This is a genomic window from Capnocytophaga sp. oral taxon 412 str. F0487, from assembly GCF_000271925.1.
Lineage (GTDB): Bacteria > Bacteroidota > Bacteroidia > Flavobacteriales > Flavobacteriaceae > Capnocytophaga > Capnocytophaga ochracea.
The window spans coordinates 20,439-36,265 of record NZ_AJZR01000027.1 but is presented as its reverse complement, the minus strand read 5'-3'; the positions used below and the strand labels follow the sequence as shown (position 1 = coordinate 36,265).

At 37.6% G+C, this 15,827-nt stretch carries 23 protein-coding genes; 2 read left to right on the top strand and 21 right to left on the bottom strand.

The window, feature by feature from the left end; genetic code table 11:
* Window positions 1-206 precede the first annotated feature (206 nt).
* From cdd to HMPREF1321_RS04510, 7 genes are all read right to left on the bottom strand, one after another.
* A complete protein-coding gene (gene cdd, locus HMPREF1321_RS04535) occupies window positions 207-704 on the bottom strand; it encodes a cytidine deaminase (protein WP_410492493.1) in 498 nt (165 codons plus the stop codon).
* A gap of 53 nt (window positions 705-757) precedes the next feature.
* Entirely contained in the window at window positions 758-1,372 is a 615-nt protein-coding gene (locus HMPREF1321_RS04530) for a DUF4230 domain-containing protein (RefSeq protein ID WP_002671253.1), read from the bottom strand.
* Between the two features lie 264 nt (window positions 1,373-1,636).
* Window positions 1,637-2,011 carry a fluoride efflux transporter CrcB gene (gene crcB / locus HMPREF1321_RS04525; RefSeq protein WP_009421547.1) on the bottom strand — a complete coding sequence of 125 codons (375 nt, stop codon included), beginning with the start codon at window positions 2,009-2,011 and terminating at the stop codon, window positions 1,637-1,639.
* Window positions 2,012-2,035: 24 nt separating this feature from the next.
* Window positions 2,036-2,164 carry a hypothetical protein gene (locus tag HMPREF1321_RS12330; RefSeq protein WP_009421568.1) on the bottom strand — a complete coding sequence of 43 codons (129 nt, stop codon included), beginning with the start codon at window positions 2,162-2,164 and terminating at the stop codon, window positions 2,036-2,038.
* A gap of 48 nt (window positions 2,165-2,212) precedes the next feature.
* Window positions 2,213-2,527 carry a hypothetical protein gene (locus HMPREF1321_RS04520; RefSeq protein ID WP_009421546.1) on the bottom strand — a complete coding sequence of 105 codons (315 nt, stop codon included), beginning with the start codon at window positions 2,525-2,527 and terminating at the stop codon, window positions 2,213-2,215.
* Between the two features lie 3 nt (window positions 2,528-2,530).
* A complete protein-coding gene (locus HMPREF1321_RS04515) occupies window positions 2,531-3,145 on the bottom strand; it encodes an endonuclease III domain-containing protein (protein WP_034575707.1) in 615 nt (204 codons plus the stop codon).
* A 128-nt stretch (window positions 3,146-3,273) separates the two neighbouring features.
* Window positions 3,274-3,819 (bottom strand): NAD(P)H-dependent oxidoreductase, encoded by a 546-nt coding sequence (locus tag HMPREF1321_RS04510; RefSeq protein WP_009421549.1) that lies wholly within the window; start codon window positions 3,817-3,819, stop codon window positions 3,274-3,276.
* Between the two features lie 94 nt (window positions 3,820-3,913).
* On the opposite strand from HMPREF1321_RS04510, the gene HMPREF1321_RS04505 reads away from it, so the two are divergent.
* Entirely contained in the window at window positions 3,914-4,291 is a 378-nt protein-coding gene (locus tag HMPREF1321_RS04505; protein ID WP_009421554.1) for a winged helix-turn-helix transcriptional regulator, read from the top strand.
* A gap of 43 nt (window positions 4,292-4,334) precedes the next feature.
* On the opposite strand, the gene HMPREF1321_RS04500 is transcribed toward HMPREF1321_RS04505, so the two are convergent.
* Both HMPREF1321_RS04500 and HMPREF1321_RS04495 read right to left on the bottom strand, forming a co-directional pair.
* The gene (locus tag HMPREF1321_RS04500) at window positions 4,335-4,934 is read right to left on the bottom strand and encodes an NAD(P)H-dependent oxidoreductase (protein ID WP_009421537.1); all 600 of its coding nucleotides are present in this window, start codon (window positions 4,932-4,934) and stop codon (window positions 4,335-4,337) included.
* A 138-nt stretch (window positions 4,935-5,072) separates the two neighbouring features.
* Window positions 5,073-5,816, bottom strand: a complete 744-nt coding sequence (locus HMPREF1321_RS04495) for a DUF6261 family protein (protein WP_009421550.1) — start codon at window positions 5,814-5,816, stop codon at window positions 5,073-5,075.
* A gap of 227 nt (window positions 5,817-6,043) precedes the next feature.
* Between HMPREF1321_RS04495 and HMPREF1321_RS04490 the strand changes: the two genes are divergently transcribed.
* Window positions 6,044-7,120, top strand: a complete 1,077-nt coding sequence (locus tag HMPREF1321_RS04490) for a hypothetical protein (protein WP_009421571.1) — start codon at window positions 6,044-6,046, stop codon at window positions 7,118-7,120.
* Window positions 7,121-7,196: 76 nt separating this feature from the next.
* Here the strand turns inward: HMPREF1321_RS04490 and HMPREF1321_RS04485 are convergent, their stop codons facing one another.
* From HMPREF1321_RS04485 to HMPREF1321_RS04430, 12 genes are all read right to left on the bottom strand, one after another.
* The gene (locus tag HMPREF1321_RS04485; RefSeq protein ID WP_009421534.1) at window positions 7,197-7,787 is read right to left on the bottom strand and encodes a hypothetical protein; all 591 of its coding nucleotides are present in this window, start codon (window positions 7,785-7,787) and stop codon (window positions 7,197-7,199) included.
* A 469-nt stretch (window positions 7,788-8,256) separates the two neighbouring features.
* Window positions 8,257-8,622, bottom strand: a complete 366-nt coding sequence (locus HMPREF1321_RS04480; RefSeq protein WP_034575705.1) for a nuclear transport factor 2 family protein — start codon at window positions 8,620-8,622, stop codon at window positions 8,257-8,259.
* Window positions 8,623-8,798: 176 nt separating this feature from the next.
* Window positions 8,799-9,083, bottom strand: a complete 285-nt coding sequence (locus HMPREF1321_RS04475) for a hypothetical protein (protein WP_009421540.1) — start codon at window positions 9,081-9,083, stop codon at window positions 8,799-8,801.
* Between the two features lie 33 nt (window positions 9,084-9,116).
* Window positions 9,117-10,223 (bottom strand): MBL fold metallo-hydrolase, encoded by a 1,107-nt coding sequence (locus HMPREF1321_RS04470; protein WP_009421533.1) that lies wholly within the window; start codon window positions 10,221-10,223, stop codon window positions 9,117-9,119.
* 17 nt (window positions 10,224-10,240) lie between these two features.
* Window positions 10,241-11,167 carry a helix-turn-helix domain-containing protein gene (locus tag HMPREF1321_RS04465; protein WP_009421562.1) on the bottom strand — a complete coding sequence of 309 codons (927 nt, stop codon included), beginning with the start codon at window positions 11,165-11,167 and terminating at the stop codon, window positions 10,241-10,243.
* Window positions 11,160-11,660 carry a hypothetical protein gene (locus HMPREF1321_RS04460; protein ID WP_009421566.1) on the bottom strand — a complete coding sequence of 167 codons (501 nt, stop codon included), beginning with the start codon at window positions 11,658-11,660 and terminating at the stop codon, window positions 11,160-11,162. The genes HMPREF1321_RS04465 and HMPREF1321_RS04460 overlap by 8 nt, the downstream gene beginning before the upstream one ends.
* A gap of 3 nt (window positions 11,661-11,663) precedes the next feature.
* Window positions 11,664-12,482, bottom strand: coding sequence for an oxidoreductase (locus HMPREF1321_RS04455; protein ID WP_009421544.1), 819 nt, complete (start codon window positions 12,480-12,482; stop codon window positions 11,664-11,666).
* 288 nt (window positions 12,483-12,770) lie between these two features.
* Window positions 12,771-13,220, bottom strand: coding sequence for a MarR family winged helix-turn-helix transcriptional regulator (locus tag HMPREF1321_RS04450; RefSeq protein WP_002671270.1), 450 nt, complete (start codon window positions 13,218-13,220; stop codon window positions 12,771-12,773).
* Complete coding sequence (locus tag HMPREF1321_RS04445) at window positions 13,195-13,632, bottom strand: EVE domain-containing protein (RefSeq protein WP_034575703.1); 438 nt, start codon at window positions 13,630-13,632, stop codon at window positions 13,195-13,197. Before HMPREF1321_RS04445 ends, HMPREF1321_RS04450 begins: the two co-directional genes overlap by 26 nt.
* 78 nt (window positions 13,633-13,710) lie before the next feature.
* On the bottom strand, window positions 13,711-14,265 hold the full coding sequence (locus HMPREF1321_RS04440) for an NAD(P)H-dependent oxidoreductase (RefSeq protein ID WP_009421538.1): 555 nt from the start codon (window positions 14,263-14,265) through the stop codon (window positions 13,711-13,713).
* A 179-nt stretch (window positions 14,266-14,444) separates the two neighbouring features.
* On the bottom strand, window positions 14,445-15,260 hold the full coding sequence (locus HMPREF1321_RS04435; RefSeq protein ID WP_009421548.1) for an alpha/beta hydrolase: 816 nt from the start codon (window positions 15,258-15,260) through the stop codon (window positions 14,445-14,447).
* A 115-nt stretch (window positions 15,261-15,375) separates the two neighbouring features.
* The gene (locus HMPREF1321_RS04430) at window positions 15,376-15,753 is read right to left on the bottom strand and encodes a VOC family protein (RefSeq protein ID WP_009421531.1); all 378 of its coding nucleotides are present in this window, start codon (window positions 15,751-15,753) and stop codon (window positions 15,376-15,378) included.
* Window positions 15,754-15,827: the final 74 nt, after the last annotated feature.

The window sequence follows — 15,827 nt, the reverse complement described above, 5'->3', positions numbered from 1 at the left end:
TTTCTATAAGCTAACTATACCATAACCCTATCTTCGATATCTTCCGTGTATATCCGAAATACTCCGATAATGCACTTTTGCAAATCCCTCTCTTTTGCAAAAAATAAGGCAATGGTTTTTCATACCATTGCCTTATAGCAGTTACTCTTTATATTTCTTTTTCACGTTTATCTATTAACTCTCACCTGCCCTTGTGGCTCGCACTTTTACATCAAACTACCGTCAAAAAGAAAAGGTAGTAAATCTTTGATAGAAGCTGTTCTGATGATATTCCCTTCTGCTCCCATAAAATAAACAGGTATTAGCTTTTTCTGCTTAGTCTCGTATTCTGAAAGTGATTGCCTACACGCTCCACACGGAGAAACAGGGTAACAAGTAGGGTCTTCGGCAGTACCCGAAATAGCAATCATCTCTATTTCTTCATCAGGACATTGGGTAGAAGCCTGATAAATAGCCACTCTTTCAGCACACAACCCCGACGGATAAGCAGCATTCTCCTGATTAGAACCTATGAAAATCTGTCCGTTTTTAAGACGAACCGCCGCTCCTACTTTAAATTTGGAGTAAGGAGCATAAGCATTTTCTCTAGCCATAATCGCTTGTTGCATTAGTTCTTGTGCTTTTTTTGGCAGGTCAGTAACCCTCTCAAAAACGCTATATTTAATATTTAATTGTTTTTCCGTTTTCATAAGTGAATATTCAATATTTGATTTATGGGGCAAATATACAGAAAATAATCAAAACTAATACACTTTTGTTATGGTTTCAGCATTTTAAAATCTTCTCTACTCTCAATAGGCGTATTTTGGTACTCTAACGTCCAGCCCACAGCTCGGGTAGCAAAAATAAGATTAGAAAGTTCGGTAAGCAATCGATTTTCGGCATTGCTCCTTAGGGTTGAAGCATTCACTTTGCGTTCCAACTCGGCTTTTACCTTCTTCTGTATCTTCTCTACATCGGTAGGAGTAAAAGGGTTCACCTGACTCTGGCTCACGTCGTAATATTTCATCGTTGGGTATATCTTTACCTCTGCCTCTGGTAGCGATTTAATGATGACTTTCTTTTGCTCTTCGTTTACCTCATAGCTGATTTTGTGCAGGTCGTAAGCTACCGTTACATCAGCATTTACTACTGTGAGGATTTTCTTATCAAACGAAAGCAAATCCATAAAGTACTTTTGAGTATCGGTATACGAGAGTACTTCTGCAAAATGTCCTTCAGTAACAACCAACTTGCTTACGTTGGCTATTTGCGTTTGTATCAGAGCCGTATCAGCCTCCAATCTCTCTTTGTCTTCTTTCTTATCAGTAAAATACTTTATTAATAGCAAGGCTACTACAGCCACAGCTACTCCTAACAAAAATTTCTTCATTGTCGTATATATTTTTTAATGTAAAAACTTTTAATTTACAGTCTATCAGAATTGGTTTGCAAATTTTGCGTCGCTACACTTTGCCAAAGTTTTGCTTGTGCGACTTGCCCCTTTGGCAAAGTTGATACACTGATAATCAGTCGCTTTTTCAGTATATTGTAGGGGCGATTTGTAAATCGCCCTTTAAGAACAAGCCTATTGAGTCGCAATCTATTTTTGTTTGACTATAAAAAACAGCTATTGCTAGCTTAATCTATTAACCTTTTACCTGTTGCCTATAATGTATCCCAAAAAGCACGCCAAAATTCCTAATCCTACACTTCCTACTACATAAAAAGTAGCTTTTAGTAGTTCATTTTGCTGAAATAAATGCAGTACTTCCAATGAAAAAGTAGAAAACGTGGTGAAGCCTCCCAAAACGCCTGTCATTAGTAATAAAATTAGATAGCTATCTACTTCTTTATTCTTGAAATAACCGTAGAGTATTCCTATCAAGAAACACCCCAATATATTTACCATAAAAATACTTATCGGGAAGGACAATATTTTACCCCATCTGCTCAATCCTACTGAAAGCATATAACGAAAAACTCCGCCCATAAAGCTCCCAAGTCCTACTATTAAAACTGATTTTATCATACTTACAATTATTTGGTAATACTGTTAGATTTGTTTATCGTCTGCCCAACTCACAAAAACCGTCATTAAATGAGTTTCGAGGGCTTCGCAATAGCCTACAAAGAAGAAATCTTCTCTGTCCACTAGCTCTTCGGAGAACTTTATATTTTCCACTTGTTTTATTTTTATCTTCTCTTGATAGTTCGCTGTGATGTTGTTTGTTTACTTGTAATAATAATACCAATTTCCGTTCCACTCCTTGTCGCAATCTTCCTGAGAGGCAAAAGTACAGTCCTTTATACCTTCCTCAGGGTATTGTTGCTCACGCAATAGTTTTTGGTGATAGTCGTTTATCTTTTGCAGTAAGCCTGTTTCCTTTGCTTTGCTCAGTTCTTCCTCTGTTTTAAAGATGTAAGACACAAAGTAATCTTTCGGGGCTATATAAGCTCCGAAATCTACAGAAGCGTATAGTTCTTGAAAAGTTGCCTTTACTTCTTCTTGTGTTTGGGCAATGATATTTTTCCATATTTTGCTCATAATTTATTCTAATAACCACTGTTCATCGGTAAAACCTTTGCGGTAAGCCTTGCTGTGTACATCAATCACAGCGTGCCATTCTTGGCAGGTTTCTAAGGGAATTTTAGCCACTAAGGGCATACACTCTTCGCGTAGGGCTTTATAGGTTTGTGCAGTAGAAAGATTCAGTCGGTTCAAAAGTCGTATAGCGTACTGGTCGGCTATGAACACCTTTCGCTCAAAAATGTACAACAACATTGCATCGGCAGTTTCTTCGCCCACACCTTTGATAGAGAGTAGTTCCTTGCGAAGCTCCTCAGTAGGGATAGCTTCAAACTTTTGTAAGGAAGCTCCGTGCGACACGTACCATTCCATCAGGGCTTTGATGTAAGTGCTTTTTTGCTTGTAGAAGCCTGCCGGACGTATATATTCCTGTAAAGTGTTCAGTTCCATAGCGTGTAAAGCCTCTACCGAGAGCTTGCCCTCTAAGTTAGCAAGGGCTTTTTCGGTATTCTCTTGAGTGGTTTGCTGAATGAGAATCATCGAAATCCAGTCGGTAATGCGATTGGGGTCATTCCACCAATATTGCTTGCCATAATGGGCTAATAATTTATTGAAAACTTTGGTTTTTTGAGACATAAAATAACCTTCCGATGAGGCAAAGGTACAAAACAATTGACAATTGGCAATTGATAATTGATAAAACCCTCCCCGCTCGTAGTATTTCCTATCAGTGGGGAGGGTACTTTTTAATCCTAATTTGTGTGTTATTTCAGCGAAGAAAGAAATGCTAACAATCGTTGGGCTTGCGCTTTGGCTTTTGCTTCTATATCCTCTTTGGTATAACCTGCATTTACTGATGTTCCGTGAAAATATAGAGGCTCTACATACTTCATCTGCGCATAATAAGCCGTTTGCGCTAAGTTCTTACAGAACTCGTATACTTTGAAATGGTGTTCTCCCAAAGTGTGATATTCACTTTCAGGTGCCCCAACAGTAAAACTTGGGATAAAATATTTCCCTTTGAGCTTATCTCCTTGTGAACCATAAGCAAACTGATACGTGAAAACCTCATCAAACCAATGCTTGAGTATCGCTGGCATATTATACCAATAAAAAGGATATTGAAAGATAACCTCTTGATGCTTGAGTAAGGCTTCTTGCTCTGCTTTTACATCTATTTGAAAGGTAGGGTATAGCGCTGATAAATTTCTGATTTCAAAATCCATGTCGCTACGAGAAAGTTCCTCTATGATAGCCTTATTGGCTATCGATTGGTCAAAATGGGGGTGTGCTAAAATTACTAATGCCATATCGAAATTATTTTTTAATTTTGGCGCAAAATTATAGTACAACTTTCAATCTGGCAATAACTATCTAAATAGATACTTTATAATTTCAACTACTATGGAAACAAAAATAGAGTGTACTGCCCCCAGCGTTCGCTTAGGAGAAAAAAACTATCCTTGCACCATTGCCGTAGCGATGGATTTGATAGGAGGAAAATGGAAAGCCGTGATTTTGTATCATCTTAAAGAAGGTGAAAAGCGATTTAGCGAACTGAGAAAAGACCTCTATTCGGTAACCGAAACTACGCTCAGTATTCAGCTAAAACAATTGGAAAACGATGAGCTTATTTCTAAAGTTGTCTATGGCAAGAAACCTCCTTTGGTGGCTATCTATTCGCTCACCAACTTAGGAAAATCTTTTTTGCCTATACTCGATGCCCTTACCCAATGGGGAAATAAAATTGTGCTTGAAAAAGGAACTTTCCTAACGGAATAAAAAATAAAAAAGCGGTTACTTTTTTATAAGTAACCGTTTTTCTTTATTTATTCCCAAAGATATTCTTCAGATGGGCGATATAGGCTTGTTTGTAGGCTTCAATTCTTTCGGGAGTACCGTTTTTCCTTACGTCATAGAAATGAAAGCCTTCCAAAGGCGAGAGTCCTACGAACTTATTCATCTTGTGGAAACCAAATAGCACCCCATTGTCTACAGATGTTTGGTCGAAAAAATCATTCGGCTGAGTGAAAGCTCCTAAGGGCGCATTCCATGTAGTGGTAACCATATATTTTTTACCTTGCAATAGTCCGCCTGTACCATAATTGATATCAGGGTTAGCACTCGAACGACCGTCATTAGGACAAATGATGTCCATTCCTGCAATAAATACCTCATCGATGTATTGCTTTAAGCCATAAGGCAACTGAAACCACCAGATAGGCGTATGATAAATAATCACATCGGCACCTGCTATCTTTTCCGCTTCTGCTCTGGGGTCGTACGTGTCATTAATACAAGTAGACTGCACCTGATAGCCCAGTTCCTCAAGTGTTTGGCGTGTCCATTCTGTTATACTGGCGTTGAGGGTACCGCCACCTCCGTGAAATTCTTGTCCCCCGTTGATAATAAAAATCTTTTTCATTTTTCTTTTATTTATAAATTCGGGGGCAAAGGTAAGAATTAATTAGTGAATTTGAAAATTAGTGAATTTGTTAATAGAACCCTCCCCACTGGTAATATTTCCTACAAGTGGGGAGGGTTTTGTATCTTTTCCAAAAGCTTATGACTTGGCGGGAGTCGTTGGGGTGTCTTTACCTTTGGCACTGCGAGTGGAACGTACTTTAATGGCAGTGTTTGTATCGGTGATGATTTGTGTTACAGTATCAGCGAAGTGGCGGTACTTGGTCGCATCTACCATTTTCATTGTAGTGGCGTAAGGCACGAGCTTTTCGTTGATGAGCGTGAACATAGGGGCTTTCATCTGAGTAGCTGAATCCTGTTTTACGTTATGCGCCAACGTTTTCTCATAACTTACACGATGCGTATTGAACGCCTCTTGCGCCTGCCGTATTCCGTCTATACATTCGGTTACCCCTTGTAGTTCGGCTATGAGGGTCGTAAGGTCTGGGGATTGCAAATCCTTTAGAAGCGCAGCGATATAGGACGATTTATCCGTATAATTTTTCTGGATAAGTCGTAACCCATACTTGGAAAAAACCTTGTGCAGGCGTTCGCCCTTTTGCTTAACGGTAGCGATGGGCATAGCGCGATAACCTTCGATTACCTTGGAAAAGGTGCGAATAGCATTGTTGCGCACTTTGTCAGCCTTTTCGAGTTCGGAGACTCCTTTGTCGCGCTTGATAGCCTCGGTAAGGTTAGCCGAGAGCGTTTCCATTTCGGTAAATAGAGATTTGAGAAAAGCGTCCTCAGCGAGGGCGGTTTCGCTCTTGAAGAGCGTCACGAGGCGGTCGGAAGTATCATCCACCTCAGTGATACGGGCTTTTTGTAATAGCTTAATTCCCATAGTTTTGATATTTTTGTGCTTTTAGCTGTTAATTTTCTACTACAAAAGTACGAATTATTTTTGAATTGACAAGAGGTAGAGTAATATTTTTTATAAAAATTAAGAATTTATAAAATACATACAGATTTGTAATTAGTTAGTGAAATCTATAGCTATAATCTTTTATATTCAAATAAAAAAATATATTTTTGCATTTTCAAAATGATAATATAAATAAAGAATAAATTATGCTTGAAAAAACTCCTAATAAATGTAATAATCTCCTTATTCTAAAACACCAAAGTTTTAATGGAAATATAGAATATATTCTTGAAATTAAGAAATTAAGAGAATTAATAGATGCCTTTATAAATTTAGGAAAAGATATAAAATACAAAGATAAGACTAATTTATACAAAAAACACAATATTTTTTTTGATTGGTATATAGACTATGTTGATTCAATTCTTAAAGGGAAGAAGTATGATAATAATAAAATAGCAGAAATAATATTTTTAGATCAGCTTAAGAATGAACAACATTTTATTGAGTATTTGAAAAAAAGTTTATTTGTATCAAAAGAATATATAGAATATTTAAAAAAATCTATTAAAATTAAATATGTTCATAGATATAAAGAAGTTATATCCTCTCTATATTGTGATTTAGAATGGCTAATAGCAAAAGTTGAATATTATATAAATAAATTTTCTAATGAAATAGTTATTACAAGTGGGAGAAGACCTTATCTAAGTACTCGTGATATTTCTTCCTCCATTAATGATTTATTTTTTATTGAAGAATATGATAAAATTGATAATTTATATTTAAGAGACTTAAAACCTGTTGTAATGTTCCAAATAAGACAACTATTAGAGATTTATGGTAAAAATTTAATAGGATATAATTTAATATTAGATGGAAATGGTATTCCAATCAAAAAATTTACGCAAGTAGCTTGGGAATTCATAAAAAAAGAAGTTAAAAAGAAAAATTCAAGAATAGAACTTCCTTTTAATATAGATATGATTATGAAAATAAATAGATGGGCTAATTCATTTGTGCATTCTACATACATATATAGTAGTTATATACAATTTTTTGCAATAAACTGTATTAGAGATTTATTTAAAAACACAAAAATAATTGAACTATATAATGGAAAAAGTAAATATTGTATTGAATATGGTTCTATAAAGATAGAAAATTATAATTCTTTAAAACAAGACTTTGAGAAATATTTAAATGATAAACATAAAGGTGGTACTATTAAAATTGATTGGAAAGATATTGATAATGTAGGAGCGCATATAGCAAGCTTATAATATATCCTTAGTATTTTTCTATTTTATAATTCCAATTTGTTTTTTAGTTATTATTGTAGTATAACAAGTGATAACATTATTGCTGTTTTGTATTCTTTTCCTTACTAAATCCTGTGTAATCTCTACTATTTCTGCCTGTCGAGAAATAAAGAAATGATATTAATGTTCCTATGAGCACTATAAATAATAATATATTATAATTCCATAATATTCTTAAACAGCTTTCATTAAAAAGTAGGTCTATAAATCCCATAATTATTATCATATATATAAAACATTCTCCATTTTCTTGTATGTTTTTTTCTTTTATAAGAAATTTATATTCCTCATACATTATTTTATTATCTTCAATAACAGATCTTTCCCTCATCTCATTTAATGACATTTTTTCTTTTTCATAATAATCACTTTTTGGAGGAGAAATCAAATTTCTAATTAAAGTTATAAACATACCTATAAAATAGCAAAACATAAAACAAATCATAAATATAAGTATATTTACGATGTTAATTGATGTCCCAATAGTTTTAGTTATAGGATTATCTAAATACCATAAACTTAAAATATCTGCAATAAGAAATGCATAGCAAAATATCAATAATAAATAATATAAATATGATATGTTATCTAATGATTGTTTAATAATTCCTACAAGGTTATTCATCATCTATAAAATAGTTTATTGATTTATGATTGCAAAGGTACGATTTTTTTTTAAATCACATATGTTTTTCTATATTATTTTTTGATTATGAAAAAATAATATTTTTATTTAAGTACTATAATTTTGAATATATTTCATTTATTTGTATACTCTCATTCTTTATAAAACTTCTAAAAAAAACTCCCATAACTACCCATTGCCCGCAAGAAAAGGGTATCTTTATAAATATTTTAGGCTTTTTCCCGTAGGAAAAAGCCTAAAATATTCGTTTTTCTATCTTTTTTTAAAATGCCAAAGGTTGCCCAAGTGATAAGTTAGCCTTTGGGAAAAATGCCACAAGTCCATAAAGTGTTTTTGTAAGGTTTTTTCAACTGAAAAATACCTAAAACACCCTTTGTGTTGCTGTTTTTGGCTATGCCGTTACCTAAAAAAGCATTTGCGCTATGCGTAGCACAAGGGAAAACGCTTTTCTTTATTCTCTGTTGTTCATCGTCCAGCAGTCGGTGATTTTCCCGTCTTTAATTTTTAGAAAATCAGTACCTACTTTCACTGCCTTTTTATCTCCTAAGGTAGCGGTTACGCGCCAATAAGCAGAGATAAAGTCCTCATCGCGAAAGGGTCCGAGTACAATCTCATAATGTAAGGCATCTGCCTTAGAGCGAATGGTATTAATCCACGCTTTGGCACTGGGTATATCGATTACAGGTGCCGGAGGAGGGGTAGAGTCGGAGGTTAAGTGCGCTTTGAAAGTAGGAGATAAAATCTCATCGGCAAGATCGAGATTTCCATTCCACATCTGTGTCCATTTTTCGTAAATTTTAATTGCTTCTGTATTCATTTTTATAATAGAATTTAAAATCGTGCAAAGGTAGGGAATAATTAGCGAATTTGAAAATTAGCTAATTTGCAAATAAAACCCTCCCCGATTATAGTATTTCCTACTAGTGGGGAGGGTATTTTTTATATTTTTACTGAATAGATCACTATATCAATAACCGTCATCATCTATTTATTTTAGTCTCCACTTATACGTATTTTCTCTATTTCTGCTTGCTCTAATAGTTTTATTATAGGAGAAAGTTCAGGAAGTGAAAGCGTTTTAAGGTCTTCAACAAAGTTTGTAAGTGTTTTTCCCATAAAAATAACATCTGTAAGGTAATAATCCTTAATTTTAGAGAGCTCTCTGCTTCTACCTTGTTTTATAGCGTCTTGAGAAAACATCAATTGATGTAGTTTTTCATCAATTGACACATATTCCTTCTCCTTTCCTTGCTTAAAAATAACAATATCCAATGGCATAATATAAATAATTTTGAGGTACTACGGCTTCTACTAATTAAACCATACATCAAAGGTTTCATCGGGCTGGTCGATATGTACAACTTCGCCTATTTTAGGGGTGATGATATTTAGGTTATCTTCTTTGGCATAAGCTTGAACATTGCGCATAGGTTCATACCAAGGGTGTTGCGCCAAGGTGAATTTAGAGTTATGACCTGTGAAATAACGCTTGGCGCCTATTTCGTTCAAGGCTTTGCGTAAGTCTTCGGGCAAGAAGTGAATATAGCGCCAATTAAGGTTGTACTGTCCGTTTTCCATTAGGGCTAAATCAATATGAGGGAAGCGTTTGCCTATTTCGGCGATGTGCTTACCATAACCGCTGTCACCCCCAATATAGATAGTGTAAGCACCTGTTTCAAGCATAAACGAACCCCATAAAGTGGAAGCGCTCTTAAGTCCGCGTCCTGAGAAATGGCGAGTAGGCAAGCAGGTGAATTTAAGATTCGCCACAGTAGTGTCCTCCTGCCAATCCATCTCGGTGATTTTAGTAGGGTCGAAGCCCCAATACTCTAAATGCGCCCCTACACCCAGCGGACAAACTACGTGCTGAATGCGGTTTTTCAGCTCTTTCATCGCTGTATAATCAAGATGATCCCAATGGTCGTGGGTGAGTACGAGTACCTCAATGCTATCGGGCATATCGGCAGACGAATAGTTGTAAATTGCCTTGAAAGGTTTTACCATAAACGAAAAAGGAGAAGCCGAATGAAACACAGGGTCTACAAGCACGCGGGTATTATTCACATTCAGCAAATAAGAAGAATGTCCTAACCATACCATTGCATTATTGGGCAGCGACTGCAAATCGGTCTGTACCGCAGGGATGGGCGTGCTTGGGTTGAGGTCTTGCACATCGGGGAAGAAGTAATGGTAAGCAGTTTTCAGTATATTGTCGTCAGAAGTAAGCTGTGGAGTAGGTTCTAAGTTTTGAAACTTGCCCTCGCGGTAGTTGGGCGATTGCTGTATACGTGCCAAGCGTTCGCCCGAAGGTGTTTTGCCAAAACTCGGTAAGTTGAAGATTATAACAGCCCCAATGCCTATTGCCGCAATGAGGATAAGGATAGTGTATAACATACGTTTTAGAAATTTTTTAAGCATTCTTTTTTATATATTTGCTAATTGAGTTGAGCTGCTCTATACGCATTGGGGGTAAGCCCTGTTTTCTGCTTGAACAAACGAGAAAAATATTGCGGGTAATCAAAGCCTAACTCAAAAGCCAATTCGCTTACACTCTTGTTGGTGGAGGTAAGTAGGTATTGAGCTTCTTTTATCAGGTGGGAATGGATGTGATCTTGGGCGTTCATTCCCGTTTCTTTCTTGAGTAGGTCGCTGAGGTAATTAGGAGACAAACACACCTTATCGGCAAGGTATTTTACCGAGGGCAAGCCTTGAGCAGTGCTTTGTGGATCGGAAAAATAAGTGCTAAGTATTTCCTCCACCTTGGCGAGGGTATCGCTATGGGTGGCACGGCGTGTGATAAACTGTCGGTCGTAATAGCGCATACAATAATTGAGCAACAGCTCTATATTGCTGACAATAAGTCGCTGACTGTGCTTATCTATATTCTCCGAAAGCTCTCTTTCTATGAGAGCAACGATATCATTAAGGCGACTTTTCTCTTTTTCGGAAAGGTGCAACGCTTCATTAATCTCATAGTCAAAAAAAGTATATTCACGAATACTTCTACTTAAAGGAGTCCCTTTGAGTAAATCAGGGTGAAAGAATAGCCCCCACCCTGATACTTCTTCTGCTAATGAAATATTAGCTTCGCCTGAATTAATGATTTGTTGTGGAGCGATACACACAAGGCTTCCGTTGTCGAAATCACAACTTTGTTGCCCGTATTTCATTTTGTTCACACAATGATTTTTCAGCAGTAAAGCATAAAAACCTAATGTAAAATCTATGTTTTGCTGAAAAGCTTCTTGGTATTTAGAAAAATCAACGACTGCTACCAAAGGATGTTGCATACTATCTTTGGGAAGCCATTGGTAGAGCTGAGCAATACGCTCTAAATGTATAACTGAGAGATTATTAGCCATTGATAAATTGTAAAATACGTTCGTAATAAGCCTCAGCGCGCTGTTGGGAGAAATAATCGACTACTAAACCTACTAATCCAAAATAGGTGAGCCCAATACCTATACCCTGCCAAGTGTAACTTTTGGAAAACCAAAAGATAAGCAAGGTAAGTACAAAACAAACGGTAGCCACTGCCTTAGAAATTACATACTGATATTGGAAACCTTCCACGCGTGCTTTTTCTTTCTCGGCAAAAGCGGTAGGGTCTTCCTTATATTCGGTGGTAAAAGTAGTGTTGTACTTAGCGTTGGAGGTAATCAGGGTAGTGCCCACAGCGGTATAGATAGCGCCTACTACCAAAAGCGGTATCAAAAGGGCTTTAGCGGTGGGGGTAGAACCGAATTTCCAAAAAACAACTCCCAAAAGAGCCGTGCTAATAGCAAAGGCAAGGACGAGCTTTCCTTCGAGGAGTTCGCCCTTGAGCCATTGTTGTGTATAAGAAAATAAATCCATTTTTTATTTCAATTGACTGGTTACCATTTTGTCGTACATCTTGTCGCCTACCAGATTACGCAAGAAAATGAGCGGTTTTGCCATTTTCCCTACGCTGTATCGCGTTTTGGGGTTTTTGGTTTTGATGATTTTGCTCACAGCATCGGCAATTACGGTCGGTTGAGAATTGCTCCCCTCGGCTTCTGTTTTTTTTGTGTTGCTGATGATGGCATTCATCATTTCGGAATAGGCAGAATCTTTGGATATTTTCTCGAAATTGTTTAGAAGTACGCTTCCAAATTCGGTAGCGATAAAGCCTGGTTCGAGGATTACGACATTTATTCCAAATGGCTTGAGTTCTAAGCGCAAACAGTCGGATAAGCCTTCCACAGCGTGTTTGCTGGCGTGATACCAAGCGCCCATAGGGAAATAAACCTTGCCTCCCACCGACGAAGTGTTGATTATCAACCCCGATTTTTGTTTCCGCATAAACGGCACTACTTTTTGGGTCATCAGTGCCAAACCAAAGACATTTACCTCCATTTGCTTGCGGGCTTCTTCCAAGGGTACATCTTCTACCGAACCATATAAGCCAAAACCAGCGTTGTTCCAAAGCACATCTATACGCCCTTCTTTTTCTATAATGGTTTGTACTGCTTTAGTTACCTCTTCTTCGTTAGAAATATCCATTTTGATAGGATGTCCACCCAAGTTTTTAAGGTCTTCCATTTGCTCAACACGACGTGCCAAGGTATAAACGATGTGCCCTTCGCCAATGAGTTTTTTGGCGGTTTCTTTGCCCATTCCTGAGCTTGCTCCTGTAATAACGATTACTTTTTTCATAATGATTCTTTTTTTTAATTATTAATTTTTTATTATAGGTGAATTGTGATTCGCCCTTACATTGTTTTACGGGTGCAAAAGTACGGCGCTTTTTTAATATAGTGTTATACAAATCACAGAATTTTGTATACAAATTCAAGAAATGAATAAAAAACCTCTCCATTGATAGAAAAAGCTACCAGTGGGGAGGAGTTTTTGTGCCTTTCTTACCTCTTCTTCAAAGCATTCACTCTATTAGTACCTATATGAAAACCTAGATAAAGGATCGCAAGGAGCAAAATGATTCTGCTAATTCGTCAAAAGTTTGTGCAGTTGAGCGTTGAACGAGGGCTGTTCGGTTGCCAAAATACTGAAAAATTCATCGTCGAAAGCCTCGACCTTAGCGACGGCTTGCGCGATGAGTTCGGCACCTTGAGCGGTGATAGCAACTACTTTGGCGCGGGTGTCGGTCTTGTGTTCTTCCCTTGTAATGAGGTCTTTGCTCTGCAAAGTGCGCACCACTTGCGAGGTAGTCATTGGGTCTATCTTGGTGAAATTTGCCAAAGATACCTGCGTGATTTCCTTTCCTTGTTGGGCGAACCACTGGGCACTCGCCAAGAGTACAAACTGGGGATGTGTGAGGTCGAAAGGTTGCAACACTTTTTTGATTCCGCGTTGCCATAACATACTTACCTGCCAAAGTAAAAGCCCTGAGCTTTCTTCGGCTCTTAAACTAAAAATTGAGTGCTGAGAGGTCATTGTGTAACATTTTAGAGGCTATAAGTTTAAAATCGTTTTCGGATATTTCCAAAATACCAAAGCGAAAAGGATATCCCCACGCTTTTTTGTTAGGGATAAAGTCCAATAGCTCGATAAGGTCGGCTATGGGCGTTTCTTCGCAGTCTACAAAAGTAATATTTCTCCTAAATGGACAGAAATTTTCACTCATCTGAAAGGCATAGACTTCCTCATCTTTCACTCTGCCAATAGCCGTGAAGGCTTGGCATTTGTCTTCTTTTCCAAAATAGCGTTTGGAAGAGTAATAGAGAATACCGTCTCCCTCCTGCATACGCTTCAAAGGCTGTGCCTTGCCGTGGCAGGCTTGGGCAAATCCTCCCGCAACGCCCATTTGTACGTGGTCTTTGCTCGCCACGATAATCCAATATTTGATAGGTCTGTTTTTTCATTTATAAATGGAATAAAAACCGTGTGACACACTGCCACACGGCGATTTTTATCAATTGCAAACTTAGTTTAATTCTTTGATTTGCGCAACCAATTGAGCGGCGTGCTCTTTGGCTCTTTTTTGTAAGGTTGTAAGTGCTTCTTTGGGCATTACCTCTGGAATGTACTTCATTCCATAAGAGATTACAGGCTCTTGGAATAGCAGTTTGCAGTGATTGGCAGTTTGGCGGTGAATATTGAGAAAATCGGTAAACGGATAGTTCTGCGCGCCACCGTGTTGGTAAGCCTCTTCAGGTGCTCCGGTAGTGAAAGAAAGGATGAGTTTCTTGCCCATCAGCTTGTTGTCGCCATAAGCAAAGCCGTGTGAAAACACGTTGTCTAACCATTTTTTCAGCAAGGCAGGAAGCGAATACCAATTCACGGGGAACTGCCATACAATTACATCTGCTTTTACAAGTTTAGCTTGTTCGGCAGTTACATCAATTTGATAGTTAGGATAAAGGGCTTGCAAGTTACTTACTTCAGCCTCAGGGAGCAAGCGTTTTACTTCTTCTAAAATAGCCTTATTGGCGTTAGACGTCTCCATTGTAGGATGCCCGTTGATAATTAAAACTTTCATATATAATTTAAATTTACTTCTTTATTCGGGCGCAAAGGTAATATGTTTTTATACAATAAGCAAACTTACTATATATTATTTTATAAATATTTTTTTGAGGTGTAGGTATTACTATAAGTTAGGGATATAAAAAATCCCCATAGATGGTTTTTGTATCTATGGGGAGGGTGTTTTATAATTTACAACTGTTTCTTCAGCCATTGGGTAACCTCTTGGGCTAAGGTATCCTCTTTACCTGAAAAACCGTGATCGGCGCGGTCTATAAGGGTTAATTCAGATTTTTTGTAGAAATAGGTAAGGTATTCGCTATATGAGTAAGGCACTGCCCTGTCGCCTGTACCGTGAATGAGTTTTACGGCACCTTTGTATTGCTTGGCGGCTTCAAAAGGTTTCATACGTTGCCCTGCTAAGATGTATTCTTTTCCTAAAATTACTTTTCCTCCCATAATACTTATCTGTTCGGGTACGTTCAGCGGGTCAAAAGAAGCACCTATAAAAGAACCTTTTAGCATATCGTCGTGGATAATTACTCCTGGGGCGAGTAGGGTTACCGTTTTTATTTTGCTCTTTCCCAATTCTCCACTGAGCAGAATTGCTACCACACCTCCTTGTGAATGCCCTAAGATACTTATAGAGCTTACAAAGGGGAGTTTCTCTACATACTGAACGATACGGCGGGCATCTTCTACCTCATTGTCGATGGTCATATTTCTAAATGAGCCGTCACTTTCTCCGTGTCCGTTGAAGTCAAAGCGTACGGAAGCGATATTTTCCTTGGCGAGACTTTCGGCGATGGTAGTATGCATTTTCTCGTTGATATCCCCTGTAAGTCCGTGAAAGAGAATCACCACGGGTACTTTCTTTCCGTTTAGGTTGTCGGGAGTAGTTACCACCCCACGGAGTTTGCCTACTGCTCCTTGTATTTCTACAGGCTCTGTTTTGGCATTGATTGCTGTTGTTGCCATAATGAGTAATAAAATTAAAATTTTCTTCATTTTTTTTACTTTTAGTATTTTTACAAGATAAATATTTATGGGCAAAGGTAGCGAATAATTAGCGAATTAAAAAATCCCTGCTGAGAGATTTCTCTTTCAGCGGGGATTTTCATTTTTATTCAGGTGCGGAATAGGTTACTATATCTATACCGATGCCGTTGGGGTCTATAATAGCAAAATGGCGGTCGCCCCAAGGCTCTTCGCGTAAGTCTATGGCAATAGGTACTCCCTGCTCTTTTAACTTGTGGTAATACTCATCTACATTCTCTACTTCAATGGTGAGGTATACGCCCTGTTGGGTAAAAGGTTTTTGGAAGAGAGGCTGTTGCGAAGGGTGGTTAGGCAACAAAAAACTGATTTCTGCCTCCTGATTTGGGGTGTGCAACAGCAAATAAAAGTCGTTTTCAAAAGTAACACCAAATTGCAATACTTGGGTGTAGAAAGCCTTGCTCTCGGCTAATTTCTCGGTGATAATACCTGCGTTTAATTTCATTCTGATAATGTATTTGTTATTCGGCGGCAAAAGTACCGCAAGCGCAGGGAATACGATTGTAAAAAACGGACATT

Coding starts and splice junctions, on each gene's coding strand:
- HMPREF1321_RS04430 (WP_009421531.1), bottom strand. CDS start 15,753: ATGAAATTAAACGCAGGTATTATCACCGAGAAATTAGCCGAGAGCAAG.
- HMPREF1321_RS04450 (WP_002671270.1), bottom strand. CDS start 13,220: ATGACCTCTCAGCACTCAATTTTTAGTTTAAGAGCCGAAGAAAGCTCA.
- HMPREF1321_RS04480 (WP_034575705.1), bottom strand. CDS start 8,622: ATGAATACAGAAGCAATTAAAATTTACGAAAAATGGACACAGATGTGG.
- HMPREF1321_RS04440 (WP_009421538.1), bottom strand. CDS start 14,265: ATGAAAGTTTTAATTATCAACGGGCATCCTACAATGGAGACGTCTAAC.
- HMPREF1321_RS04460 (WP_009421566.1), bottom strand. CDS start 11,660: ATGGATTTATTTTCTTATACACAACAATGGCTCAAGGGCGAACTCCTC.
- HMPREF1321_RS04465 (WP_009421562.1), bottom strand. CDS start 11,167: ATGGCTAATAATCTCTCAGTTATACATTTAGAGCGTATTGCTCAGCTC.
- HMPREF1321_RS04455 (WP_009421544.1), bottom strand. CDS start 12,482: ATGAAAAAAGTAATCGTTATTACAGGAGCAAGCTCAGGAATGGGCAAA.
- HMPREF1321_RS04485 (WP_009421534.1), bottom strand. CDS start 7,787: ATGATGAATAACCTTGTAGGAATTATTAAACAATCATTAGATAACATA.
- HMPREF1321_RS04500 (WP_009421537.1), bottom strand. CDS start 4,934: ATGAAAAAGATTTTTATTATCAACGGGGGACAAGAATTTCACGGAGGT.
- HMPREF1321_RS04520 (WP_009421546.1), bottom strand. CDS start 2,527: ATGAGCAAAATATGGAAAAATATCATTGCCCAAACACAAGAAGAAGTA.
- HMPREF1321_RS04435 (WP_009421548.1), bottom strand. CDS start 15,260: ATGAAGAAAATTTTAATTTTATTACTCATTATGGCAACAACAGCAATC.
- crcB (WP_009421547.1), bottom strand. CDS start 2,011: ATGATAAAATCAGTTTTAATAGTAGGACTTGGGAGCTTTATGGGCGGA.
- HMPREF1321_RS04490 (WP_009421571.1), top strand. CDS start 6,044: ATGCTTGAAAAAACTCCTAATAAATGTAATAATCTCCTTATTCTAAAA.
- HMPREF1321_RS04495 (WP_009421550.1), bottom strand. CDS start 5,816: ATGGGAATTAAGCTATTACAAAAAGCCCGTATCACTGAGGTGGATGAT.
- HMPREF1321_RS04515 (WP_034575707.1), bottom strand. CDS start 3,145: ATGTCTCAAAAAACCAAAGTTTTCAATAAATTATTAGCCCATTATGGC.
- HMPREF1321_RS04475 (WP_009421540.1), bottom strand. CDS start 9,083: ATGCCATTGGATATTGTTATTTTTAAGCAAGGAAAGGAGAAGGAATAT.
- HMPREF1321_RS04530 (WP_002671253.1), bottom strand. CDS start 1,372: ATGAAGAAATTTTTGTTAGGAGTAGCTGTGGCTGTAGTAGCCTTGCTA.
- HMPREF1321_RS04510 (WP_009421549.1), bottom strand. CDS start 3,819: ATGGCATTAGTAATTTTAGCACACCCCCATTTTGACCAATCGATAGCC.
- HMPREF1321_RS04470 (WP_009421533.1), bottom strand. CDS start 10,223: ATGCTTAAAAAATTTCTAAAACGTATGTTATACACTATCCTTATCCTC.
- HMPREF1321_RS04505 (WP_009421554.1), top strand. CDS start 3,914: ATGGAAACAAAAATAGAGTGTACTGCCCCCAGCGTTCGCTTAGGAGAA.